This is a genomic window from Geodermatophilus normandii (genome assembly GCF_003182485.1).
Taxonomy (GTDB): domain Bacteria; phylum Actinomycetota; class Actinomycetes; order Mycobacteriales; family Geodermatophilaceae; genus Geodermatophilus; species Geodermatophilus normandii.
The window spans coordinates 2492122-2510649 of sequence record NZ_QGTX01000001.1 but is presented as its reverse complement, the minus strand read 5'-3'; the positions used below and the strand labels follow the sequence as shown (position 1 = coordinate 2510649).

General features: G+C 75.4%; 16 protein-coding genes, 1 rRNA gene and 1 pseudogene. 6 read left to right on the top strand and 12 right to left on the bottom strand.

Features of this window, described 5'->3' with window-relative positions; translation table 11 throughout:
• Positions 1-167 precede the first annotated feature (167 nt).
• The 5 genes from JD79_RS12340 to JD79_RS12320 form a co-directional block, all read right to left on the bottom strand.
• Complete coding sequence (locus tag JD79_RS12340) at positions 168-1397, bottom strand: DUF4032 domain-containing protein (protein WP_110005751.1); 1230 nt, start codon at positions 1395-1397, stop codon at positions 168-170.
• Between the two features lie 146 nt (positions 1398-1543).
• Positions 1544-1975: a helix-turn-helix domain-containing protein gene (locus JD79_RS12335; RefSeq protein ID WP_110005750.1), complete on the bottom strand. Its 432-nt coding sequence runs from the start codon at positions 1973-1975 to the stop codon at positions 1544-1546.
• A 167-nt stretch (positions 1976-2142) separates the two neighbouring features.
• A complete protein-coding gene (gene pgsA / locus JD79_RS12330) occupies positions 2143-2805 on the bottom strand; it encodes a CDP-diacylglycerol--glycerol-3-phosphate 3-phosphatidyltransferase (protein ID WP_110005749.1) in 663 nt (220 codons plus the stop codon).
• 7 nt (positions 2806-2812) lie between these two features.
• Positions 2813-4249, bottom strand: coding sequence for a MiaB/RimO family radical SAM methylthiotransferase (locus JD79_RS12325; protein WP_110005748.1), 1437 nt, complete (start codon positions 4247-4249; stop codon positions 2813-2815).
• A gap of 36 nt (positions 4250-4285) precedes the next feature.
• Entirely contained in the window at positions 4286-6496 is a 2211-nt protein-coding gene (locus JD79_RS12320; RefSeq protein WP_245900052.1) for a DNA translocase FtsK, read from the bottom strand.
• Between the two features lie 435 nt (positions 6497-6931).
• Between JD79_RS12320 and JD79_RS12310 the strand changes: the two genes are divergently transcribed.
• From JD79_RS12310 to JD79_RS23770, 4 genes and pseudogenes are all read left to right on the top strand, one after another.
• Entirely contained in the window at positions 6932-8890 is a 1959-nt protein-coding gene (locus JD79_RS12310; protein ID WP_110005745.1) for a S9 family peptidase, read from the top strand.
• 68 nt (positions 8891-8958) lie between these two features.
• Entirely contained in the window at positions 8959-9483 is a 525-nt protein-coding gene (locus JD79_RS12305) for a sigma-70 family RNA polymerase sigma factor (RefSeq protein ID WP_110005744.1), read from the top strand.
• Positions 9480-9557: pseudogene (locus JD79_RS24530) on the top strand (hypothetical protein); the annotation flags it as partial. The gene JD79_RS12305 and the pseudogene JD79_RS24530, both read left to right, overlap by 4 nt.
• A gap of 262 nt (positions 9558-9819) precedes the next feature.
• Positions 9820-10173, top strand: coding sequence for a hypothetical protein (locus tag JD79_RS23770; protein ID WP_245900051.1), 354 nt, complete (start codon positions 9820-9822; stop codon positions 10171-10173).
• A 102-nt stretch (positions 10174-10275) separates the two neighbouring features.
• Here the strand turns inward: JD79_RS23770 and JD79_RS12295 are convergent, their stop codons facing one another.
• The 6 genes from JD79_RS12295 to JD79_RS12270 all read right to left on the bottom strand — a co-directional run bounded on the left by JD79_RS12295 (position 10276) and on the right by JD79_RS12270 (position 16909).
• On the bottom strand, positions 10276-11553 hold the full coding sequence (locus tag JD79_RS12295) for a right-handed parallel beta-helix repeat-containing protein (protein ID WP_110005742.1): 1278 nt from the start codon (positions 11551-11553) through the stop codon (positions 10276-10278).
• 76 nt (positions 11554-11629) lie between these two features.
• Positions 11630-13342: a ribonuclease J gene (locus tag JD79_RS12290; RefSeq protein ID WP_110005741.1), complete on the bottom strand. Its 1713-nt coding sequence runs from the start codon at positions 13340-13342 to the stop codon at positions 11630-11632.
• 28 nt (positions 13343-13370) lie between these two features.
• On the bottom strand, positions 13371-14267 hold the full coding sequence (gene dapA, locus JD79_RS12285; RefSeq protein WP_110005740.1) for a 4-hydroxy-tetrahydrodipicolinate synthase: 897 nt from the start codon (positions 14265-14267) through the stop codon (positions 13371-13373).
• A gap of 10 nt (positions 14268-14277) precedes the next feature.
• Positions 14278-14802, bottom strand: a complete 525-nt coding sequence (locus tag JD79_RS12280) for a dihydrofolate reductase (protein WP_110005739.1) — start codon at positions 14800-14802, stop codon at positions 14278-14280.
• A gap of 50 nt (positions 14803-14852) precedes the next feature.
• Positions 14853-15665, bottom strand: a complete 813-nt coding sequence (locus JD79_RS12275; protein WP_110005738.1) for a thymidylate synthase — start codon at positions 15663-15665, stop codon at positions 14853-14855.
• Positions 15666-15676: 11 nt separating this feature from the next.
• A complete protein-coding gene (locus JD79_RS12270) occupies positions 15677-16909 on the bottom strand; it encodes a winged helix-turn-helix domain-containing protein (protein WP_110007660.1) in 1233 nt (410 codons plus the stop codon).
• Positions 16910-16975: 66 nt separating this feature from the next.
• On the opposite strand from JD79_RS12270, the gene JD79_RS12265 reads away from it, so the two are divergent.
• Both JD79_RS12265 and JD79_RS12260 read left to right on the top strand, forming a co-directional pair.
• A complete protein-coding gene (locus JD79_RS12265) occupies positions 16976-17560 on the top strand; it encodes a GNAT family N-acetyltransferase (protein ID WP_110005737.1) in 585 nt (194 codons plus the stop codon).
• Complete coding sequence (locus JD79_RS12260) at positions 17557-18219, top strand: DUF2461 domain-containing protein (RefSeq protein WP_110005736.1); 663 nt, start codon at positions 17557-17559, stop codon at positions 18217-18219. The genes JD79_RS12265 and JD79_RS12260 overlap by 4 nt, the downstream gene beginning before the upstream one ends.
• A 75-nt stretch (positions 18220-18294) precedes the next feature.
• On the opposite strand, the gene rrf is transcribed toward JD79_RS12260, so the two are convergent.
• A 5S ribosomal RNA gene (gene rrf / locus JD79_RS12255) occupies positions 18295-18411 on the bottom strand.
• Positions 18412-18528: the final 117 nt, after the last annotated feature.

The window sequence follows — 18528 nt, the reverse complement described above, 5'->3', positions numbered from 1 at the left end:
CGTCCTCCGGCTCCCTCGGGGGGTCCTTCTGTTGCGATGGACAAGACCTATCGCCTCCGTTTCGGCGAGCACCGACGATCACCGCGATCCGTACCGTGGCCCACCTCACAGGTGTCCGCAACCCGGGTGTGTCCCGGCCGTGACCGACGGTCCGGCGCGCGGTCCGCTCAGGGACGCCTGGCGATCACCGAGGGTGTGGTGAGCTCCGGCGGGGTGCTCGGCAGGACGGTGCTGAAGTACGACCGCGCCGCCTGGGTCGTCCCGACGTCGCGGCCCTCCCGCTCCGACAGGAACCACCGGTGCTCGAGCACCTCGTGGAACACCTCGGCCGGCGCGAGCCGGCCGGCCAGCTCCGGCGGGATGGCGTCGATGACCGGCTGGTAGACCTCGGCCAGCCAGCGCGCGCCGGCCACCGCCTCGGAGACCGGCGCACCCGTCTTCTGCTCCATCCAGGCCCGGAAGGTGCGCAGGTCGTTGAGCAGCCGCCGCGCCTGGTTCTCCTGCACCTCCAGGCCGGTGAGCCGCATGAGCTCCCGGCGGTGCTGGCCGGGCGAGGACACCCGGGTCTCGACCCGCAGGCGGGCGCCCTCGTCGGAGGTCACCAGCTCGACCTCGCCGACGTCGAAGCCGAGGTCGTTGAGCCGCCGCAGCCGCTCGGCCACCCGGTAGCGCTGCTCGTCGGCGCGGAAGAGCTCCTCGCGGGTGACCTCCTCCCACAGCCGCGCGTAGCGCACCGGCAGGCTGTCGGCCACCTCGATGGGGTCGACGCCCTCGGGCAGCAGGTCCCCGAACTGCAGGTCGAGCAGCTCGGCGCCCACGCGCTCGCGGGCGAGGTCCAGGTCGTAGTGCCGCTGGCCCCGGCTCAGCGTCGGGTGCCGCTCGGCGGTCTCGGCGTCCACCAGGTGGGCGGCCAGCGCGCCGGCGTCGAGGCGGAAGAGGGTGTTCGACAGCGAGCAGTCACCCCAGAACACCCCGGCCAGGTGCAGCCGCACGAGCAGCACGACCAGGGTGTCCATGAGCTGGTCCACCGACTGCCGGGCGCTCGGCCGCGAGAACAGGTAGCGGTAGGACATCGAGTACTCGAGGTAGCGGGTGACCAGGATGGCGTCCTGCCCGCCGGGCCGGTCGACGCAGATGCCCAGGACCGAGACCGCCGGGAGGCCCTCCGCCTCGAACTCGCCCAGCAGCGCGTACTCGTGCCGGGCCAGCGACTCGGCGATCTCCTTGAGCGCGAAGACCCTGCCCTGCTCGGCGACGAACCGCACGACGTGCCGCGAGATGCCGCGCTGGGGCACCTCGAGCAGCAGGTCCGGGTCCCACTCCTCGAGCGGCTGGTGCCAGGGCAGGGCGAGCAGGCTCGCGCCGTCCGTGCCCGGCGGGCGGAACAGGTACCGCACGGCGACCTCCGTCGGTGGCCGCTGCAACCACCCGCGGCTGAGTGGTCCCCCTGGGGCCCACCCTGCCACGACCGCCGGGCCCGTGCCCGCCGCCCGGCGGCGCGTCGGGCGCCGGGAGGACGCCGCAGGAGGGCGCCGCAGGAGGACTAGGCGGCCAGCGAGACGGCGCTGCCCGCGCGGTGGGCGGCGCGGGTGGTGGCGCCGACCAGCGCGAGCGCCGGCTCGGCGACGGGGGTGGCCGTCTCGGCCGGGACGGCGGTCTCCTCGGCGGACGCGGCGTCGGCGGACGGCGCCTCGACCGGGGCCGCGGCACCGCCGGCGGCGGCGAGCTGGCGGACGCGGCCGTCGGGGCCGCGCAGGCCGGAGCTCACCTCGGCGAGCAGGTCGGCCAGCTCGACGTCGAGGGCGTCACAGATGGAGGCGAGCAGCTCGGAGGAGGCCTCCTTCTGCCCGCGCTCGACCTCGGAGAGGTAGCCCAGGCTGACCCGGGCGGCACCGGAGACGTCGCGCAGCGTGCGCCGCTGCCGCAGCCGGTGACCGCGCAGGGTCTCCCCGAGCTGGGTGCGCAGCAGCGTCATGGCCGTCTCCTGTCTGGCTGAGGGAAGAGCGGCGGCACCCGCAGGTGCCGTGCGCCCACGGTACGCGGCGCCCCTGTCCGGCACCGAGCCGGCAGGGCCGCGTCCGCTCATGGCGTAACACCCGCACCGGCCTCGGCGTTCCCGTCGCGCGGGCGGTCCTGCGGGCGCTAGGCCGCGGTGTCGGTGCGGGAGCCGGCCGGGCCGGCGGCGCGGCGCGCCGCGGCGGCGCGCATGGCCCGGGCGCTGGTGCGGCGCAGCGTCAGGGCCCGGTAGACGTAGTCGAGGCCGGTCACGAGCGTGAGGACCAGCGCGGCGGCCATGACCCACCACCGGGCACTGGCCAGCACCCCGCCCAGCGGCAGGATGTAGAGGCCGATGGCCAGCGCCTGGACCACGGTCTTGGCCTTGCCCCCGCGGCTGGCGGCGATGACGCCGTGCCGGATCACCCAGAACCGCAGCAGGGTGACGCCGACCTCGCGGACGATGATCGCCAGCGTCACCCACCAGGGCAGCAGCGCGAGCACCGAGAGGCCGACCAGCGCGGTGCCGGTGAGCGCCTTGTCCGCGATCGGGTCGGCCAGCTTGCCGAACTCCGTCACCTGGCCGGTGCGCCGCGCGATGAGCCCGTCGTAGCGGTCGGTGATGATCGCCAGGCCGAAGAACACCGTCGCCCAGATCCGGCGGTCGTCGTCCATCCCGCCGTCGGACAGCAGCAGGACGGCGAACACCGGCACCACCGCGAGCCGCAGCACGGTGAGGGCGTTGGGCAGGTTGACCAGCTTGGCCGACTGGGGTGGGGTCGCCGCCGGGTCGGGCACGACGGCGCTCACCGGTCGCTCACCGCCCGGCCGGGAGGGCGGCGGGCTCGAGGGCGGCCGCCACCAGGTCGATGCCCTCGGTGCCGACCACCTCGGCCGCCAGCAGCTGCCCGGGCCGGGCGTCGCCGGGCACCCCGGTGACCGTGGTGGTGCCGTCGGCGTCGGGGTCCTGGTGCGCGGCGTGGCCGGCCCAGGCGCCCGGGCCCTGCTCCGCCGAGAGGTCCTCGGTGAGGAGCACCTCCACGCGGTCGCCGACGCGGTCCTCGGCGCGCTGGGCGGTGAGCTCCTCGACCAGGTCGGTGATCCGGCGGACCCGCGCGTCGATCTCGGCCTGGTCGAGCTTGCCCGGCATGCGCACCGCCTCGGTGCCCTCCTCGTCGGAGTAGCCGAACACCCCGACGGCGTCGAGGCGGCCCTCGGTGAGGAAGCGCTCGAGCTCGGCGACGTCGTCCTCGGTCTCCCCCGGGAAGCCGAGGATGACGTTGGTGCGGAAGCCCGCCGTGGGCGCGAGCGAGCGCGCGCGCCCGATCAGCGCGAGGAAGTCGTCGGTGCCGCCGAAGCGGCGCATCCGGCGCAGGAGCCCCGGCGAGGAGTGCTGGAAGGACAGGTCGAAGTAGGGCGCCACGCCCTCGGTGGCGGCGATGACCTCGAGCAGGCCGGGGCGCAGCTCGGCCGGCTGCAGGTAGGCCACCCGCACCCGGACGATCCCCTCGACGGCGGCCAGCTGCGGCAGCAGCCGCTCCAGCGAGCGCAGGTCGCCGAGGTCCTTGCCGTAGGAGGTGGAGTTCTCGCTGACCAGCACCAGCTCGGTGACGCCCTGCCCGGCCAGCCACCGCGCCTCGGTGAGCACCTCGGCCGGCGGCCGGGAGACGAACGAGCCGCGGAAGGTGGGGATGGCGCAGAAGGCGCAGCGCCGGTCGCAGCCGGAGGCGAGCTTGAGCGCGGCGGACGGGCCCGAGGCCAGGCGGCGGCGCTGCACCCACCCGTGGCCCGGGATGGCGGGCGCCTCCTCGGCGGTCACGGCGGCGGTGCGGGCGACCGGGCTGATCGGCAGGAGCGTGCGGCGGTCGCGCGGGGAGTGCGGGACCAGCGGCCGGCCGGTGAGGACGTCGTCGAGCCGGTCGCCGATCGCGGCGTAGTCGTCGAAGCCGAGGACGGTGGCCTCGGGCAGCGCGCCGGCCAGCTCGGACCCGTACCGCTCGGCCATGCACCCGACGGCGACGACCTCGGCACCGCTGTCGGTGGCCGCGAGGATGGCGTCGACCGAGTCCTTCTTCGCCGACTCGATGAACCCGCAGGTGTTGACCAGGACGGCGTCGGCGCCCTCGGGGTCCTCGACCAGCCGGTAGCCGTCGGCGGCCAGCCGGCCGGCCAGTTCCTCGGAGTCGACCTCGTTGCGCGCGCAGCCGAGGGTCACCACCGCCACCGTCCGGGCAGGGCTGAGCGGGGCTGTCACCCGTCCATCGTAGGCGCCGTCCGCGACGGGGTCCTGCTACTCGCCGGCGGGCAGCGTGCCGCCACGCAGCGTGAACAGGACCGACTCCAGCTCGTCGGGCTTGACGAGCACGTCGCGGGCCTTGGAGCCCTCGGACGGGCCCACGACGCCGCGGGTCTCCATGAGGTCCATGAGCCGCCCGGCCTTCGCGAAGCCGACCCGCAGCTTGCGCTGCAGCATCGACGTCGAGCCGAACTGGCTGGTGACGACGAGCTCGACCGCCTGGCACAGCAGGTCGAGGTCACCGCCGATGTCCTCGTCGACCTCCTTCTTCTCGCCGGCCGCGGCGGCGCTGAAGACCTCCTCGCGGTACTCCGGCTCGGCCTGCCGCTTGGTGAACTCGACGACGGCCTCGATCTCGGCGTCGGACACGTAGGCGCCCTGCAGCCGCTGCGGCTTGCCGGCGCCGATCGGCATGAAGAGGGCGTCGCCCATGCCGATCAGCTTCTCCGCGCCGGGCTGGTCGAGGATGACCCGGCTGTCAGTGAGGCTGGAGGTCGAGAACGCCAGCCGCGAGGGCACGTTGGCCTTGATCAGGCCGGTGACCACGTCGACCGAGGGCCGCTGGGTCGCCAGGACCAGGTGGATGCCGGCGGCGCGGGCCTTCTGGGTGATCCGGACGATCGACTCCTCGACGTCGCGCGGGGCCACCATCATCAGGTCGGCCAGCTCGTCGACGATCGCGAGGATGTAGGGATAGGGGCGGTAGACCCGCTCGCTGCCGGGCGGGGCGGTGATCTCGCCGCGCTCGACCTTGCGGTTGAAGTCGTCGATGTGCCGCACCCCGGTCGCCCGCATGTCCTGGTAGCGCTGCTCCATCTCCTCGACCAGCCAGGCCAGCGCGGTGGCGGCCTTCTTCGGGTCGGTGATGATCGGCGTGATGAGGTGCGGGATGCCGTCGTAGGGCGTGAGCTCGACCATCTTCGGGTCGACCAGGATCATCCGCAGCTGCTCCGGCGCGGCCCGCAGCAGCAGAGACGTCAGCAGCGAGTTGATGCACGAGGACTTGCCGGCGCCGGTGGCGCCGGCGACCAGCAGGTGGGGCATCTTCGCCAGGTTGGCGGTGACGAAGCCGCCCTCGATGTCCTTGCCGAGCCCGACCACCATGGGGTGCGGGTCCTGCTTGGCCGTCTGCGAGCGCATGACGTCACCGAGGCTGACCGTCTCCCGGTCGGCGTTGGGCACCTCTATGCCCACCGCGGACTTGCCCGGGATCGGCGCGAGGATGCGGATGTTGTCGTTGGCGACGGCGTAGGCCAGGTTGCGCGTCAGCGCGGTGATCTTCTCGACCTTGACCGCGTTGCCGAGCTCGACCTCGTAGCGGGTGACCGTCGGCCCGCGGGTGTACCCCGTGACGTCCGCGTCGATGGAGAACTGCTCCAGCACCCCGCGGATGGCGTCGACCACCGCGTTGTTGGCCTGCGACTCCTTGCGCGGCGGCGTTCCCGGCCGCAGCAGCGACACCGACGGCAGCGTGTACTCGCCCTCGACCGGCTCGATGCGCAGCTGCTCGGGCTCGGTGACCGGCTCCAGGTCCTCCGGCGGCGCCGTGCGGTCCACGACCGGCGCGCGGCGGGCGGGCGCCGGGGGCGCCGGGGGCTCGACGTGCACGGCCGAGCGGACGTCGGCGGCCGGGACGTGGTCGATCGGGCCGGTGGCGGTCAGGTCCGGCTGGTCCTCCGACAGCGCCTCGGACAGCGCCGCGCGCCTGGACCGGCGCGGCCGGACCGGCTCCTCCTCCGGCTCGTCGTGCTCGTCGTGCTCGTCGTAGCCGTCCGAGTCGTAGCCGTCCTCGTCCCACTCGCCGTCGTTGCCGGTGACCCGGTCGACGAGGCCCCGCAGCCGCTCGGGCACCTGGTGCAGCGGCGTCGCGGTCAGCACGAGCACGGCGAAGACGGCGAGCAGAGACAGCAGCACGACGGCGACGACGGCCCCGAGACCCGCGGTCAGCGGCGTGCCGACCGCCCAGCCGACGAGGCCGCCCGAGCCGGGCCTGCCGTCCATGGGGTCGGCGGGCGTGCCGACGACCGAGGCGATGCCGAGCGCAGCGAGGGTGGCGCACACCCAGCCGATGGCCAGCCGGCCGCGGGCCTCGGGGCGCGGGGCGCGGCGCAGCAGGCGCAGGGCGACGAGGAACAGCAGCGCGGGCAGCACGACCAGCAGGGAGCCGACCACCCAGCGGACCCCGTCGGCCAGGCCGGCGCCCACGGGGCCGATGCCGTCGAACCACGCGGCGGCGCCGAGGACGACGGCGAGGCCGAGGACGGCGAGGCCGGCACCGTCGCGGCGGTGCTCCGGGGCGAGCGGCTCGGCCTCCTCCGGGCGGGCGACCGAGCGGGCCAGTCCCCCGGCGCCGCGGGCGACCAGCGACCAGGCGCCGGCGGCGGCCCGCCAGGCACCGGCGGCAGCGCCCGCGCCCTGCTTCGGGGCCGGCTTGCGGGCGGGGCCTTGCGGTTGCCGTTGCGGGCGGGGGTGCGCGGGGCCGGCCGCTTGCCGGCCGCCGTCGACCCGGACCGGCCCTTGGGGGCCGAGCCGGCCGGCCGGCGCGAGGGCGTGGTGCGGGCAGGCATGCGTCGACGGTAGCCGTCACGCAGCGTCCTCCCAGGCAGGCGCGGCGTCGTGTCCCCGGCCTACGGTCCCTGCATGCCGCCCTCCTCCCCCGTCCCGTACGGCAGCTGGCCGACCCCCGTCACCTCCGCACTCGTCGTCCGCGCCGCCGCCCGGCTGGGCGAGGTCGCCGTCGATGCCGGCTCCCCCGGCCACCCGGACGTCTGGTGGTCGGAGTCACGGCCCGGTGAGGGCGGCCGGTCGGCGCTGGTGCGGCGGTCGGCCGACGGCACGGTCACCGACGTCCTCCCGCCGCCGTGGAACGCCCGCACCCGCGTGCACGAGTACGGCGGGGCGGCGTGGGCGGTCGCCGGCGGCACGCTGTGGTTCACGCACTTCGACGACCAGCGGCTGTACCGGCTGTCCCCCGGCGACGACGGCCCGGTCGCCGTCACCCCGGAGCCGGAGCTGCCGGCAGGCGTCCGGTACGCCGACCTCACCCCCACCGCGGACGGGTCGCTGCTCGCCGTCCGGGAGACGCACGCCGCCTCCGGTGCCGCGGCCGACGTCGTCAACGAGGTCGTGCGGCTGGCTCCCGACGGCACCGCCGAGGTGCTGGTGAGCGGCCCGGACTTCGTCTCCGACCCGCGGCCCGGGCCCGGCGGGGAGCTGGCGTGGCTGCAGTGGGACCACCCGGCCATGCCGTGGGACGCCGCGCAGCTGGTGGTCCGCGCCGCCGACGGCACCGACACGGTCGTGGCCGGCGGCGCGGGCGAGTCCGCGGTGCAGCCGACCTGGGACGCCGACGGCGCCCTGTGGTTCTGCTGCGACCGCACCGACGTGTGGGCGCTGTGGCGGTGGCGCCCCGGCGGGGAGGCCGAGCTGGTGCTCGACACCGGCACCGAGATCGCCGGCCCGCAGTGGGTCTTCGGCGCCCGGCGCTTTGCGCTGCTGCCCGGCGGCCGGGTGGTGGCCGCCGCAGGCGGCGACGGCGGTGACCGGCTGGTCGTGCTCGGACCGGACGGGTCGACGTCGGAGGTGCGGCTGCCCGGCTGGACGGCCCTCCGGTACCTGACCGCGGCCGGCGACGGTGTCGTGTGCGCGGCCGGGAGCCCCGCGCGCGAGCCGGTGGTCCTGCGCGCGGACCTCACCGGCCGGGCCCACGTCCTGCGACCCGCGCGCGACCTCGGGCTCGACCCGGCCTGGTTCTCCGTGCCCGAGGACGTGACCTTCCCGACCGAGGAGCGCGGCACCGGCATCGCCGAGGCGCACGCCGTCGTCTACCCACCCACCAACCCGGAGGTCTCCGCCCCCGAGGGCGACCGGCCGCCGCTGGTCGTCATGGTGCACGGCGGCCCGACCTCGGCCCACGCCCGCGGGCTCGACCTGGAGATCCAGTACTTCACCTCGCGCGGCTTCTGCGTCGCGCACGTCGACTACCGCGGCTCCACCGGCCACGGCCGCCGGTACCGCGACGCGCTGCAGGGCCGCTGGGGCGTCGTCGACCTCGACGACGTGGTCGCCTGCGCCCGGTACCTGGCCGACGCCGGCCGGGTGGACCCCGCGCGCATGGCGATCCGGGGTGGCTCGGCCGGCGGCTACACGACGCTGGCCGCGCTCACCCTGCGGCCCGGCGTCTTCACCGCCGGCGCCAGCCACTTCGGTGTGGCCGACCTCGGCGCGCTGGCCGCGGACACGCACAAGTTCGAGTCCCGCTACCTCGACGGGCTGGTGGCGCCGTGGCCCGCCGGGGCCGAGGTCTACGCGCAGCGCTCCCCCATCACCCGCGTCTCCGCCCTCGACACCCCGCTGGCGGTGTTCCAGGGCGCCGAGGACCGCGTCGTCCCGCCGGAGCAGGCGGAGGTCTTGGTGGCGGCGCTGCGGGAGCGGGGCGTCCCGCACGCCTACCTGCTGTTCGAGGGCGAGCAGCACGGCTTCCGGCGCGCGGAGAACATCCGGGCCGCCCTCGACGGCGAGCTGTCCTTCTACGCGCAGGTGTGGGGCTTCGACCTCCCGGCCGAGGAGGGGATCGCCCCGATCGAGGTCGTGCGCTGACAGGGTGAACCGCGGCGGCCCCGCGGCCGTACGTCCTCCCGGACGGGGACCCCGGCTCGGAGGTGCGGATGGGACGGCGGTCACCGGGACCGGCGCCGCTGGACGTGCGGGCGGCCTACGCCGCGCACGGCGCGGAGCTCTACCGCTTCGCGCTGCGCCAGCTCGGCGACGGCGGGGCGGCGCAGGACGTCGTCCAGGAGGTGTTCCTGCGGGCCTGGCGCGCCTCGGGCTCCTACGATCCGCAGCTGGCCAGCCTGCGCACCTGGCTGTTCGCCATCGCGCGCAACGTCGTCGTCGACGAGGCGCGCCGGTTCGCCGTCCGGCCGTGGCAGCGCGAGCTGACCGACGAGCCGGCGACGCCGGCCGAGGCGGCCGCCGACGACCGGCTGGTGGACGCCTGGGTGGTCGAGGAGGCGCTGCGGCGGATCAGCGCCGAGCACCGCACGGCGATCGTGCAGACGCACCTGCGCGGTCGCCCCTACGGCGAGGTGGCCGCCGAGCTCGGCGTCCCGGTCGGGACGCTGCGCAGCCGGGTGTTCTACGGGCTCAAGGCACTGCGCCTGGCCCTCGACGAGATGGGGGTGGAGCCGTGAGCCGCGCCGACGGGGACCACCGGGAGCTGCGCGAGCTGCTCGGTGCGTTCGCGCTGGGCCACCTGGAGACCGCCGACCGGGACCGGCTGCAGGCGCACCTGGACGGCTGCCCCGCCTGCCGCGCCGAGCTGGCCGAGCTGGCCCCGCTGGCCGCGCGCCTGTCCGCGGTCGACCCCGACGTGCTCGACGAGACACCCACCCCGCCCCCGGGCCTGGGAGCCGCGGTGCTCGCCCGGATCGCCGCGGAGGAGCGGGGCGGCGCGCCCCGGCACCGCGCCACCCCCTCCCCGCCGCCGGCCCCTCCGCCCGGTCCTCGCCGCCGCCGCGGTCGTCGGCGTGGCCGCCGCCGGCGCGGCGGTCGGCTGGCTGGCCCGGCCGGTGCCCGATCCCCCGCCGCTGGAGCCCGTGGCGGTACAGGCGCTCGATCCCGGCGTCGAGGCGCGCGCGGACCTCGTCCCGCACACCTGGGGCGTGGAGGTCCGGCTCACCGGCAGCGGCTTCGCCGACGGCGAGGTGTACCGGGTGGCGGTCACCGACGACGACGGCCGCGAGGTGCCGGCCGGGGAGTTCCTCGGCATCGGCGGCGCGGAGCTGCGGTGCAACCTCAGCTCCGCGGTGCTGCGGGCCGACGCCGTCGGCTTCGAGGTCGTCGACGACGACGGCGACGTGGTGGCCCGGTCGGACTTCTGAGCGCACGACAGGGGGGCGCCTCCCCGTGGCCGGCGCCCCCCTGTGCGGTGCGGATCAGGTGCTGTGCGGATCAGGTGCTGTGCGGATCAGGTGCTGTGCAGGTCAGGCCTCGCCGGGGACCCGCTGCCCGTCGACGGTGGAGCCGGTGCCGGCGCCGTCCTGGAACACGTCTGGGCCGACCGGGGCGCTGTTGCCGCTGATCCGGGTGCGGGTGACGGTCATCGTCCCGGGCTCGGAGTTCCACAGCCCGCCGCCCTCGGTGGCCGCACGGTTGCCGGTGACCGTGCCGCGGTCGATGCGGACGGTGCCCGCGCCGGTGAGGTGCAGGCCGCCGCCGTTGCCCGGTGCCGCGCCGGTGGTGTTGCCGGTGAGCGCGGTGCGGTCGAGCGTCGTCGTCCCGCCGAGTGCCTCGATGCCGCCGCCGGCCCGCCGGGCGTCGTTGCGGTCGACGACGGTGCGGGTGACGGTGAGGGAGCCCGCGTTGGTGAACAGGCCGCCGCCGGATCCCGCCGCGCCGGTGGCGGAGTTGCCGCGGACCTCGCTGCGGTCGACGGTGAGCGAGCCGCCGTCGGTGAACAGGCCGCCGCCGCCGTTGTCGGCCGCGGCGCCGGCGGCGGTGTTGCCGCTGATGGTGCTGCGGCTGACCGTCATGGTGCCGGTGGCCGAGTTCCAGAGGCCGCCGCCCTCGGAGGCCGCGGTGTTGCCGGTGACCGTGCTGCGCTCGACGTGCACCGTGCCGGTGCCGGTGAGGTGCAGGCCGCCGCCGTTGCCGGGCGTGGGGCCGGTGCTGTTGTGCGACAGCGTGGAGCGCGTGACGGTCGTCGTCGAGCCCGCGATCGCCTCGATGCCCCCACCGGCGCGCGGAGCGCTGTTGGCGGTGATCGTGCTGCGCTCGACGACCAGCGTGCCCGCGTTGAGGACGCCGCCGCCGGAGGCCCCGCCGGTGGCGCCCGGGGTGCCGGCGGCCCGGCCGCCGGTGACGGTGACGTCCCGCAGGGTCAGCGAGCCGCCCGGCCGGACGTCGAACACCCGGTCCAGGCCTGCCGCGTCGATGGTGGCGCCCCGGCCCTCGACCAGCAGGCGGCCGGTGACGTCGAGGTCCCCGGCCGCCGCGGTGTCGTCGGTGCCGGCCAGGGCCAGCCGGTACAGGCGGTCGGACAGCACGACGGTGCCCGAGCCGGCGGCGTTGGCCGCCTGGACGGCGGCGCGCAGCGAGCCGGCGCCGGAGTCCGCCGTGCCGGTGACGGCGGTCCCGCCGCCTCGGGTGGCAGTGCCGGAGCCGCCCGGTCCGCCGGCCGCGGCCGGGGTCGCGGCGAGCAGGAGCAGGGCGAAGGCCGACGCGCCGGCCGCGGTGCCGGCGCGCAGGGTCGTGGGTCGCATGGGAGTCCCCTCGGGAGGCGGCACCCGCCAGTCGGGTGCCGCGCAGGAGGGGGTACGGCGGTGGCGCCCGCCGCGTTCAGACCTCCAGGACGGTCGGGATGATCATCGGGCGGCGGCGATGGGTGTCGGACACCCACTTGCCGACGGTCCGGCGGATCGACTGCGACAGCCGGTGGGCGTCGCGCTGCCCGTCGGCGAGGTCGCGCTTGAGGTTGTCCTCGACCAGGTGCAGCACCTCGTCGAAGGCGGCCGGGTCGTCGGAGAAGCCGCGGGTGGACAGGTGCACCGGGCGCACGATCGTGCCGGTCGAGGGCTCGATCACCACGGTGAGCGCCACGAACCCCTCGTCGCCGAGGATCCGCCGCTCCTGCAGCGACTCCTCGCCGACGTCGCCGACGTTGAGCCCGTCGACGTAGACGTTGCCCACCGGCACCGACCCGGTGATCGTGGCCTTGCCGTCGACGAGGTCCACGACCACGCCGTCCTCGGCGAGCAGCACCCGGTCGGCGGCCATGCCGGTCTGCTCGGCCAGCGCGGCGTGTGCGCGCAGGTGCCGCCACTCGCCGTGCACGGGCATGAGGTAGCGGGGCTTGGCCACGTTGAGCAGGGTGCGCAGCTCACCGGCCGGCGCGTGCCCGGAGACGTGCACCATCGCCGTCTCCTTGTGCACCACGGTGGCACCCAGCCGCGCCAGCCCGTTGATGACCTTGTAGACGGCGGTCTCGTTGCCGGGCACGAGCGAGGACGCCAGCACGATCGTGTCGCCGGCCTCGATGGTGACCTGGTGGTGCTCGCCGCGGGCCATGCGCCCGAGCGCGGACAGCGGCTCCCCCTGCGAGCCGGTGCTGATCAGCACCACCTGCTCCGGCGGCATCGCCGTGGCCTCGTCGAGCTTGACCATCAGCCCCGGCGCCACCCGCAGCAGGCCGAGGTCCTGGGCGACGCCCATGTTGCGCACCATCGAGCGGCCGACGAGGGCGACCTTGCGGCCGTGTGTCTCGGCGGCGTCGAGCACCTGCTGGATGCGGTGCACGTGGCTGGCGAAGCTGGAGACGATCAGGCGCTGGGTGGCGCGGCGGAAGACGTCCTCCAGCACCGGCCCGATGTTGCGCTCGGGGACGACGAAGCCGGGGACCTCGGCGTTGGTGGAGTCGGCCAGCAGCAGGTCGATGCCCTCGAGGCCGAGCCGGGCGAAGGCGCCCAGGTCGGTGAGGACGCCGTCGAGCGGGAGCTGGTCCATCTTGAAGTCGCCGGTGTGCACCAGCACGCCCGCGGGCGTGTGGACGGCGACGGCGAGCGCGTCGGGGATCGAGTGGTTCACCGAGATGAACTCGCAGTGGAACGGCCCGGCGACGTGGTCGTCGCCGGCGGCCACCTCGACCAGCGTCGGGACCAGCCGGTGCTCGCGCAGCTTGGCCGCCACCAGCGCCAGGGTGAACCGCGACCCGACCAGCGGGATGTCCCCGCGCAGCCGCAGCAGGTAGGGGATCGCGCCGATGTGGTCCTCGTGCCCGTGGGTGAGGACGACGGCGGCGACGTCGTCGAGGCGGTGCTCGATGACCCCGAAGTCGGGGAGGATCAGGTCGACGCCGGGCTGCTCGGCCTCGGGGAAGAGCACGCCGCAGTCGATGACCAGCAGCTTGCCGTCGAACTCGAGGACGGCCATGTTGCGGCCGATCTCACCGAGGCCGCCCAGGGCCATCACCCGCAGGCCGCCGGCGGGCAGCGGCGGGGGCGTCTTGAGGTCCAGGTGCGGCTGGCCGGCGGTGCCGGCGGTGCTGACGGTCACGGGGTCGGGCTCACGGGACTCGCAGGGCTCACAGGGAGATGCCTCCGTCGGCGAGGTCGGTGCGCAGCTGCGCGATCTGCTCGGGCGTGGCGTCGACCAGCGGTGGGCGCACGGGGCCTGCCGGCAGCCCCATCTCGCGCAGCGCCGCCTTCGCCAGGATGACGCCCTGGGTGCGGAAGATGCCGGTGTAGACCGGCAGCAGGCTCTCGTTGACCTCGCGCGCCTTGGCGAGGTCGCCGGACTCGACGGCGGCGATGAGCTCGGCCAGCCGGGGGCCGACCAGGTGGCCCACCACGCTCACCACGCCGACGGCTCCGGACGCCAGCATCGGCAGGTTGATCATGTCCTCGCCGCAGTAGTAGGCGAGGTCGGTGCGGGCCAGCGTCCAGGCCAGCGCACCGAAGTCGCCCTTGGCGTCCTTCACCGCCACGATGCGCGGGTGCTCGGCGGCGCGGACCAGCGTCTCGACCTCGATCGGCACGACCGAGCGCGGCGGGATGTCGTAGAGCATGACCGGCAGGTCGGTGGAGTCGGCGACCGAGGTGAAGTGGCGCAGCAGCCCGGCCTGGGGCGGCTTGTTGTAGTACGGCGTCACGACCAGCAGCCCGTGCGCGCCGAGCCGCTCGGCCCGGCGGGCGTTGTCGATGGTGTGCGCGGTGTCGTTCGTGCCGACCCCGGCGACGACGACCGCACGGTCGCCCACCGCGTCGAGGACCGCCTCGAGGACCGCGGACTGCTCGCCGTCGCCGAGCGTCGGCGCCTCACCGGTCGTGCCGAGCACGACGAGGCCGTCGTGGGCCTGCCGGTCCACCAGGTGCGCGGCCAGCTCCTGGGCCCCCGCGAGGTCGATCGAGCCGTCCTCGGCGAACGGGGTCACCATCGCCGTCAGCACGCGCCCGAAGGGCCGGGCGGGGTCGGTGGTCATGCGGTCGAATCTACCGACCGTCCGCGCGCGCCCCCGGCCCGGCAGCGCGCTCCCGCCGGTAATCCGAGACGGCGTAGCGCAGGCCGGTGGCCGAGGTGGCCCAGCCGTGGTCCGGGGTGCGGGTGACCCGCCGCCACCCGGCGTCGAGGACGGGCGCGCGGGTGTCGCCGTCGACGGCCAGGTCGACGTCGGTGACGACCAGCCGGCCGGCGTGCGGGAGGAACGCGGCGTACACGGCCGCGCCCCCGATCACCCAGCAGTCGGGGTGCGCGGCGAGGACGTCGTCGACCGAGCCGGCCCGCTGCGCGCCGTCGGCCGACCAGGCCGGGTCGGTGGTGAGGACGACGTTGACGCGCCCGGGCAGGGGCCGGTTGCGCTGCGGCAGGGACTCCCAGGTGCGCCGCCCCATGACCACGGTCCCGCCGCCGGTGAGCTGCCTGAACAGCCGCAGGTCCTCGGGGAGGTGCCACGGCAGGGTGCCGCCGGCGCCGATCACGCGGTCGTGCGCCTGCGCCCAGACGAGGGCCGTGCCCATCGGCGCCGGGTCCTGCGCAGCGTCACACCGGCGCCGGGTGCTGCGCACCGTCACACCGCGACGGCGGCCCGGATGGCCGGGTGCGGGTCGTAGCCGTGCAGCGTGAAGTCCTCGAAGGCGTGGTCGAACAGCGACGGCGCCGGCGCGATCTCCAGCGCCGGGAACGGCCGGACCTCGCGGGTGAGCTGCTCGCGGACCTGCGCCACGTGGTTGCTGTAGACGTGGCAGTCCCCGCCGACCCAGATGAACTCCCCCGGCTGCAGGCCCACCTGGGCGGCGACCATCCGGGTGAGCAGCGCGTAGCCGGCGATGTTGAACGGGACGCCGAGGAACATGTCGGCGCTGCGCTGGTAGAGCTGGCAGGACAGCCGGCCGTCGTGGACGGCGAACTGGAACAGCGCGTGGCAGGGAGCCAGCGCCATCTCCGGCAGCGCGGCGACGTTCCACGCCGACACCACCATGCGCCGGGAGTCGGGGTCGGTGCGCAGCGTGTCGAGGACGCCCTGGAGCTGGTCGATGGTCCCCCCGTCGGGCGCCGGCCAGGAGCGCCACTGGACGCCGTAGACCGGCCCGAGGTCGCCGTTCGCGTCGGCCCACTCGTCCCAGATGCTGACGCCGCGCTCCTGCAGCCAGCGGACGTTGCCGTCGCCGCGGAGGAACCACAGCAGTTCGACGGCGACCGAGCGGAAGTGCACCTTCTTCGTCGTCACCAGCGGGAACGACGCCGACAGGTCGTAGCGCAGGCGCTCGCCGAAGGTGCTCACGGTGCCGGTGCCCGTGCGGTCGGACTTCGGCGTCCCCGTCTCCAGGATCCGCCGCAGGAGGTCCTCGTACTGCGTGTCGACCGTTCCGGTGCTCCCCACGGCGGGCCAGCCTAGGCGACGACGGCGCGCGGGGCGGGCAGCGAGCGGGTGAGGTCGGCCGCGAGGTCCCCCCGCTCGGCGACGGCCACCTCGTCGAGCTCCAGCCAGCCGGCCATCAGGCGCAACTCGTCGGCCAGCGCGGCGCAGACCTCGGCGCGGTCGACGCCGTCCTCGGCGTGCGCGGCCTGGACGCGGAGGACGCCGGCCTGCCGGTCGGCCTTGAGGTCGACCCGGGCCACCAGGCGGTCGCCGAGCAGGAAGGGCAGCACGTAGTAGCCGTGCACCCGCTGTGCGGCGGGCGTGTAGATCTCCAGCCGGTAGCGGAAGCCGAAGATGCGCTCGACCCGCGGCCGCTCCCACACCAGCGAGTCGAAGGGCGACAGCAGCGCGCGGGCGCGGATCCACCGCGGCCGGCGTGCGGCCGGGTCCAGCCAGGCCGGTGCGCCCCACCCGGCCACCTCGACGGGGAGCAGCTCGCCGGCGTCGGCCAGCTCCTCGACGGCCTGGCGGGCCTGGGCGGGCCGCAGCCGGAAGTAGTCGCGCAGGTCGCGCTCGGTGGCCACCCCGAGCGCCCGCGCGGCGGTGCGGACGAGCTCGCGGACGGCGTCGTCGGGATCGGGCGTCGGCGTGCGCAGGACGGCGGCGGGCAGGACCCGTTCGGTGAGGTCGTAGACCCGCTCGAACGACGTCGTCCGTGCCCGGGCGGTGAGCACGCCGGTGTAGAAGAGCCACTCGAGCGCGACCTTGCCGGCGTGCCAGTTCCACATCGACCCGGGCCGGTCGGGACGGGCCTCACCGAGCTCGCTGGCCCGGACCGGACCGGCCTCGCGCACGCGGTCGAGCACCTCGGCCACGTAGCCGGGCCGCTCCCGCTGGATGCGCACCATCGACCCCCACGCCTGCTCCTCGGCGGCGGCCATGCGCCACCGCAGGTACGGGTGCAGCCGGACGGGCAGGAACGACGCCTCGTGCGCCCAGAACTCGAACAGCTCGTGCCGGCGGGCGGTGAAGTCGTCGAGGACGGCCCGCCGGTAGGCGCCGAGCCGGCTGAACGCCGGCAGGTAGTGCGAGCGGGAGAGCACGTTGACGGAGTCGATCTGGACGACGGCGAGCCGGTCGGTCATCCGCCGCAGCTGCCGGCTGTCGACGACGCCGGTCGGCCGCGGGTCGGCGAAGCCCTGCGCGGCCAGGGCGATGCGCCGCGCGAGGGCAGCGGGGAGCCGGTCGGCGACGGGTGCGGGCACGGTCCCGATCCTGCCGTGCACCGCCGACGGTCCGCCTGCCCTCCCCGCCGACCTAGGCTGCCCCGCGTGGACCCCGGCCCCGCGTTCCCGCGCCTGACCGGCACCGCCGAGGTGTCGGTGCGTCCCGCGGTCGCGGGCGACGCCCCCGAGATCGCCCGCGTGCAGGGAGAGACGTGGCGGATCGCCTACCGCGACGTCCTCCCCGCCTCAGCGCTCGATGCCTGGGACGCCACCGAGGCCGAGGCGGCGTGGTCGGCGGCCGTCACCGGCCCGCCGACGCCGGCGCACGGCGTGCTGGTGGCCCTGGACGGTGGCCGCGTCGTCGGTTTCGCCGCCTACGGGCCGCCGGAGCTCGCACCGGACGAGCAGGCCGATCCCGCCGGGCCCACGACGGAGCTCGCCGTGCTGCTGGTCGAGCCCCGGTGGGGGCGGCGCGGCCACGGCAGCCGGCTGCTCGCCGCGGTGGCCGACCTGGCGGCCGGCAACGGGACGGCGCGGTTGAGTGCCTGGGTGGCCGAGGGTGACCGGGTCACCGCCCGTTTCCTCGAGTCGGCCGGCTGGGCCCGGGACGGCTGGGCACGGACCCTCGACGCCGACGGCGCGCTCCTGCGCGAGGTCCGCTGGCACACGCTGCTGGGAGGAGAGGGATGACGTTCCTGGGCTTCCCCGACGAGGGCCTCGTCTTCTACGAGGGCCTCGAGGCTGACAACTCCAAGACCTACTGGACCCGCCACCGCGGCGTCTACGACACATGTGTCCGGGCGCCGATGCAGGCGCTCGTCGACGAGCTGGCCGCGGAGTTCGGTCCGCCCAAGCTGTTCCGCCCCTACCGGGACGTCCGCTTCAGCAACGACAAGACGCCTTACAAGACCCACCAGGGCGCGGTCGCCCAGCAGGAGGGACGCGGCGCCGGGGCCTGGTACGTCGAGATCTCCGCCGAGGGCCTGCGCGTCGCCGGCGGCGCCTGGCGGCTGGAGTCCGACCAGGTGGAACGCTTCCGGCGCGCGGTGGCCGACGACGTCCAGGGCCCCCGGCTGCGCACCGAGGTGGACCGCCTCGCCGCAGCGGGGTGGAGCATCGACGGCGACCGCCTCACCCGCGTCCCCAGGGGTCACGCCGTCGACGACGGACGTGCCGACCTGTTGCGTCACCGCTCGTTGCACGCCGGCCGACTGTTCGACCCCGCCGACTGGCTGCACGGCGCCGAGGCCCTCGACCGCGTCCGGACCGCCTGGCGGGACCTGTCCGCGCTCAACGCCTGGCTCGCCGACAACGTGGGCGCGACGGCCAAGGAGGTCCGCCGACGCTGACCCGCCGTCCGTGTCCCGGAGACGGGGAACGCAGAAGGGCCCCCACCGGTGGTGGAGGCCCTTCTGGGAATGGTTGTCCGGCGGCGTCCTACTCTCCCACCCCGTCTCCAGGGCAGTACCATCGGCGCTGAGAGGCTTAGCTTCCGGGTTCGGAATGGGACCGGGCGTTTCCCTCTCGCCATGACCGCCGTAACACTGTGAACACGACAACCCCGGAATCGACATCGAGTCGATCGACATCGAGTCGATACGGGTTGGTGCGTTCAGAACCGCACAGTGGACGCGAGAACACCTCTTCTTGCTCGACAG

What these genes read in the sequence shown, in the direction of transcription:
- JD79_RS12335 (WP_110005750.1), bottom strand. Translation starts at nt 1,975, where the DNA reads ATGACGCTGCTGCGCACCCAGCTCGGGGAGACCCTGCGCGGTCACCGG.
- JD79_RS12305 (WP_110005744.1), top strand. Translation starts at nt 8,959, where the DNA reads ATGGGACGGCGGTCACCGGGACCGGCGCCGCTGGACGTGCGGGCGGCC.
- JD79_RS12280 (WP_110005739.1), bottom strand. Translation starts at nt 14,802, where the DNA reads ATGGGCACGGCCCTCGTCTGGGCGCAGGCGCACGACCGCGTGATCGGC.
- JD79_RS12310 (WP_110005745.1), top strand. Translation starts at nt 6,932, where the DNA reads ATGCCGCCCTCCTCCCCCGTCCCGTACGGCAGCTGGCCGACCCCCGTC.
- JD79_RS12260 (WP_110005736.1), top strand. Translation starts at nt 17,557, where the DNA reads ATGACGTTCCTGGGCTTCCCCGACGAGGGCCTCGTCTTCTACGAGGGC.
- dapA (WP_110005740.1), bottom strand. Translation starts at nt 14,267, where the DNA reads ATGACCACCGACCCCGCCCGGCCCTTCGGGCGCGTGCTGACGGCGATG.
- JD79_RS12295 (WP_110005742.1), bottom strand. Translation starts at nt 11,553, where the DNA reads ATGCGACCCACGACCCTGCGCGCCGGCACCGCGGCCGGCGCGTCGGCC.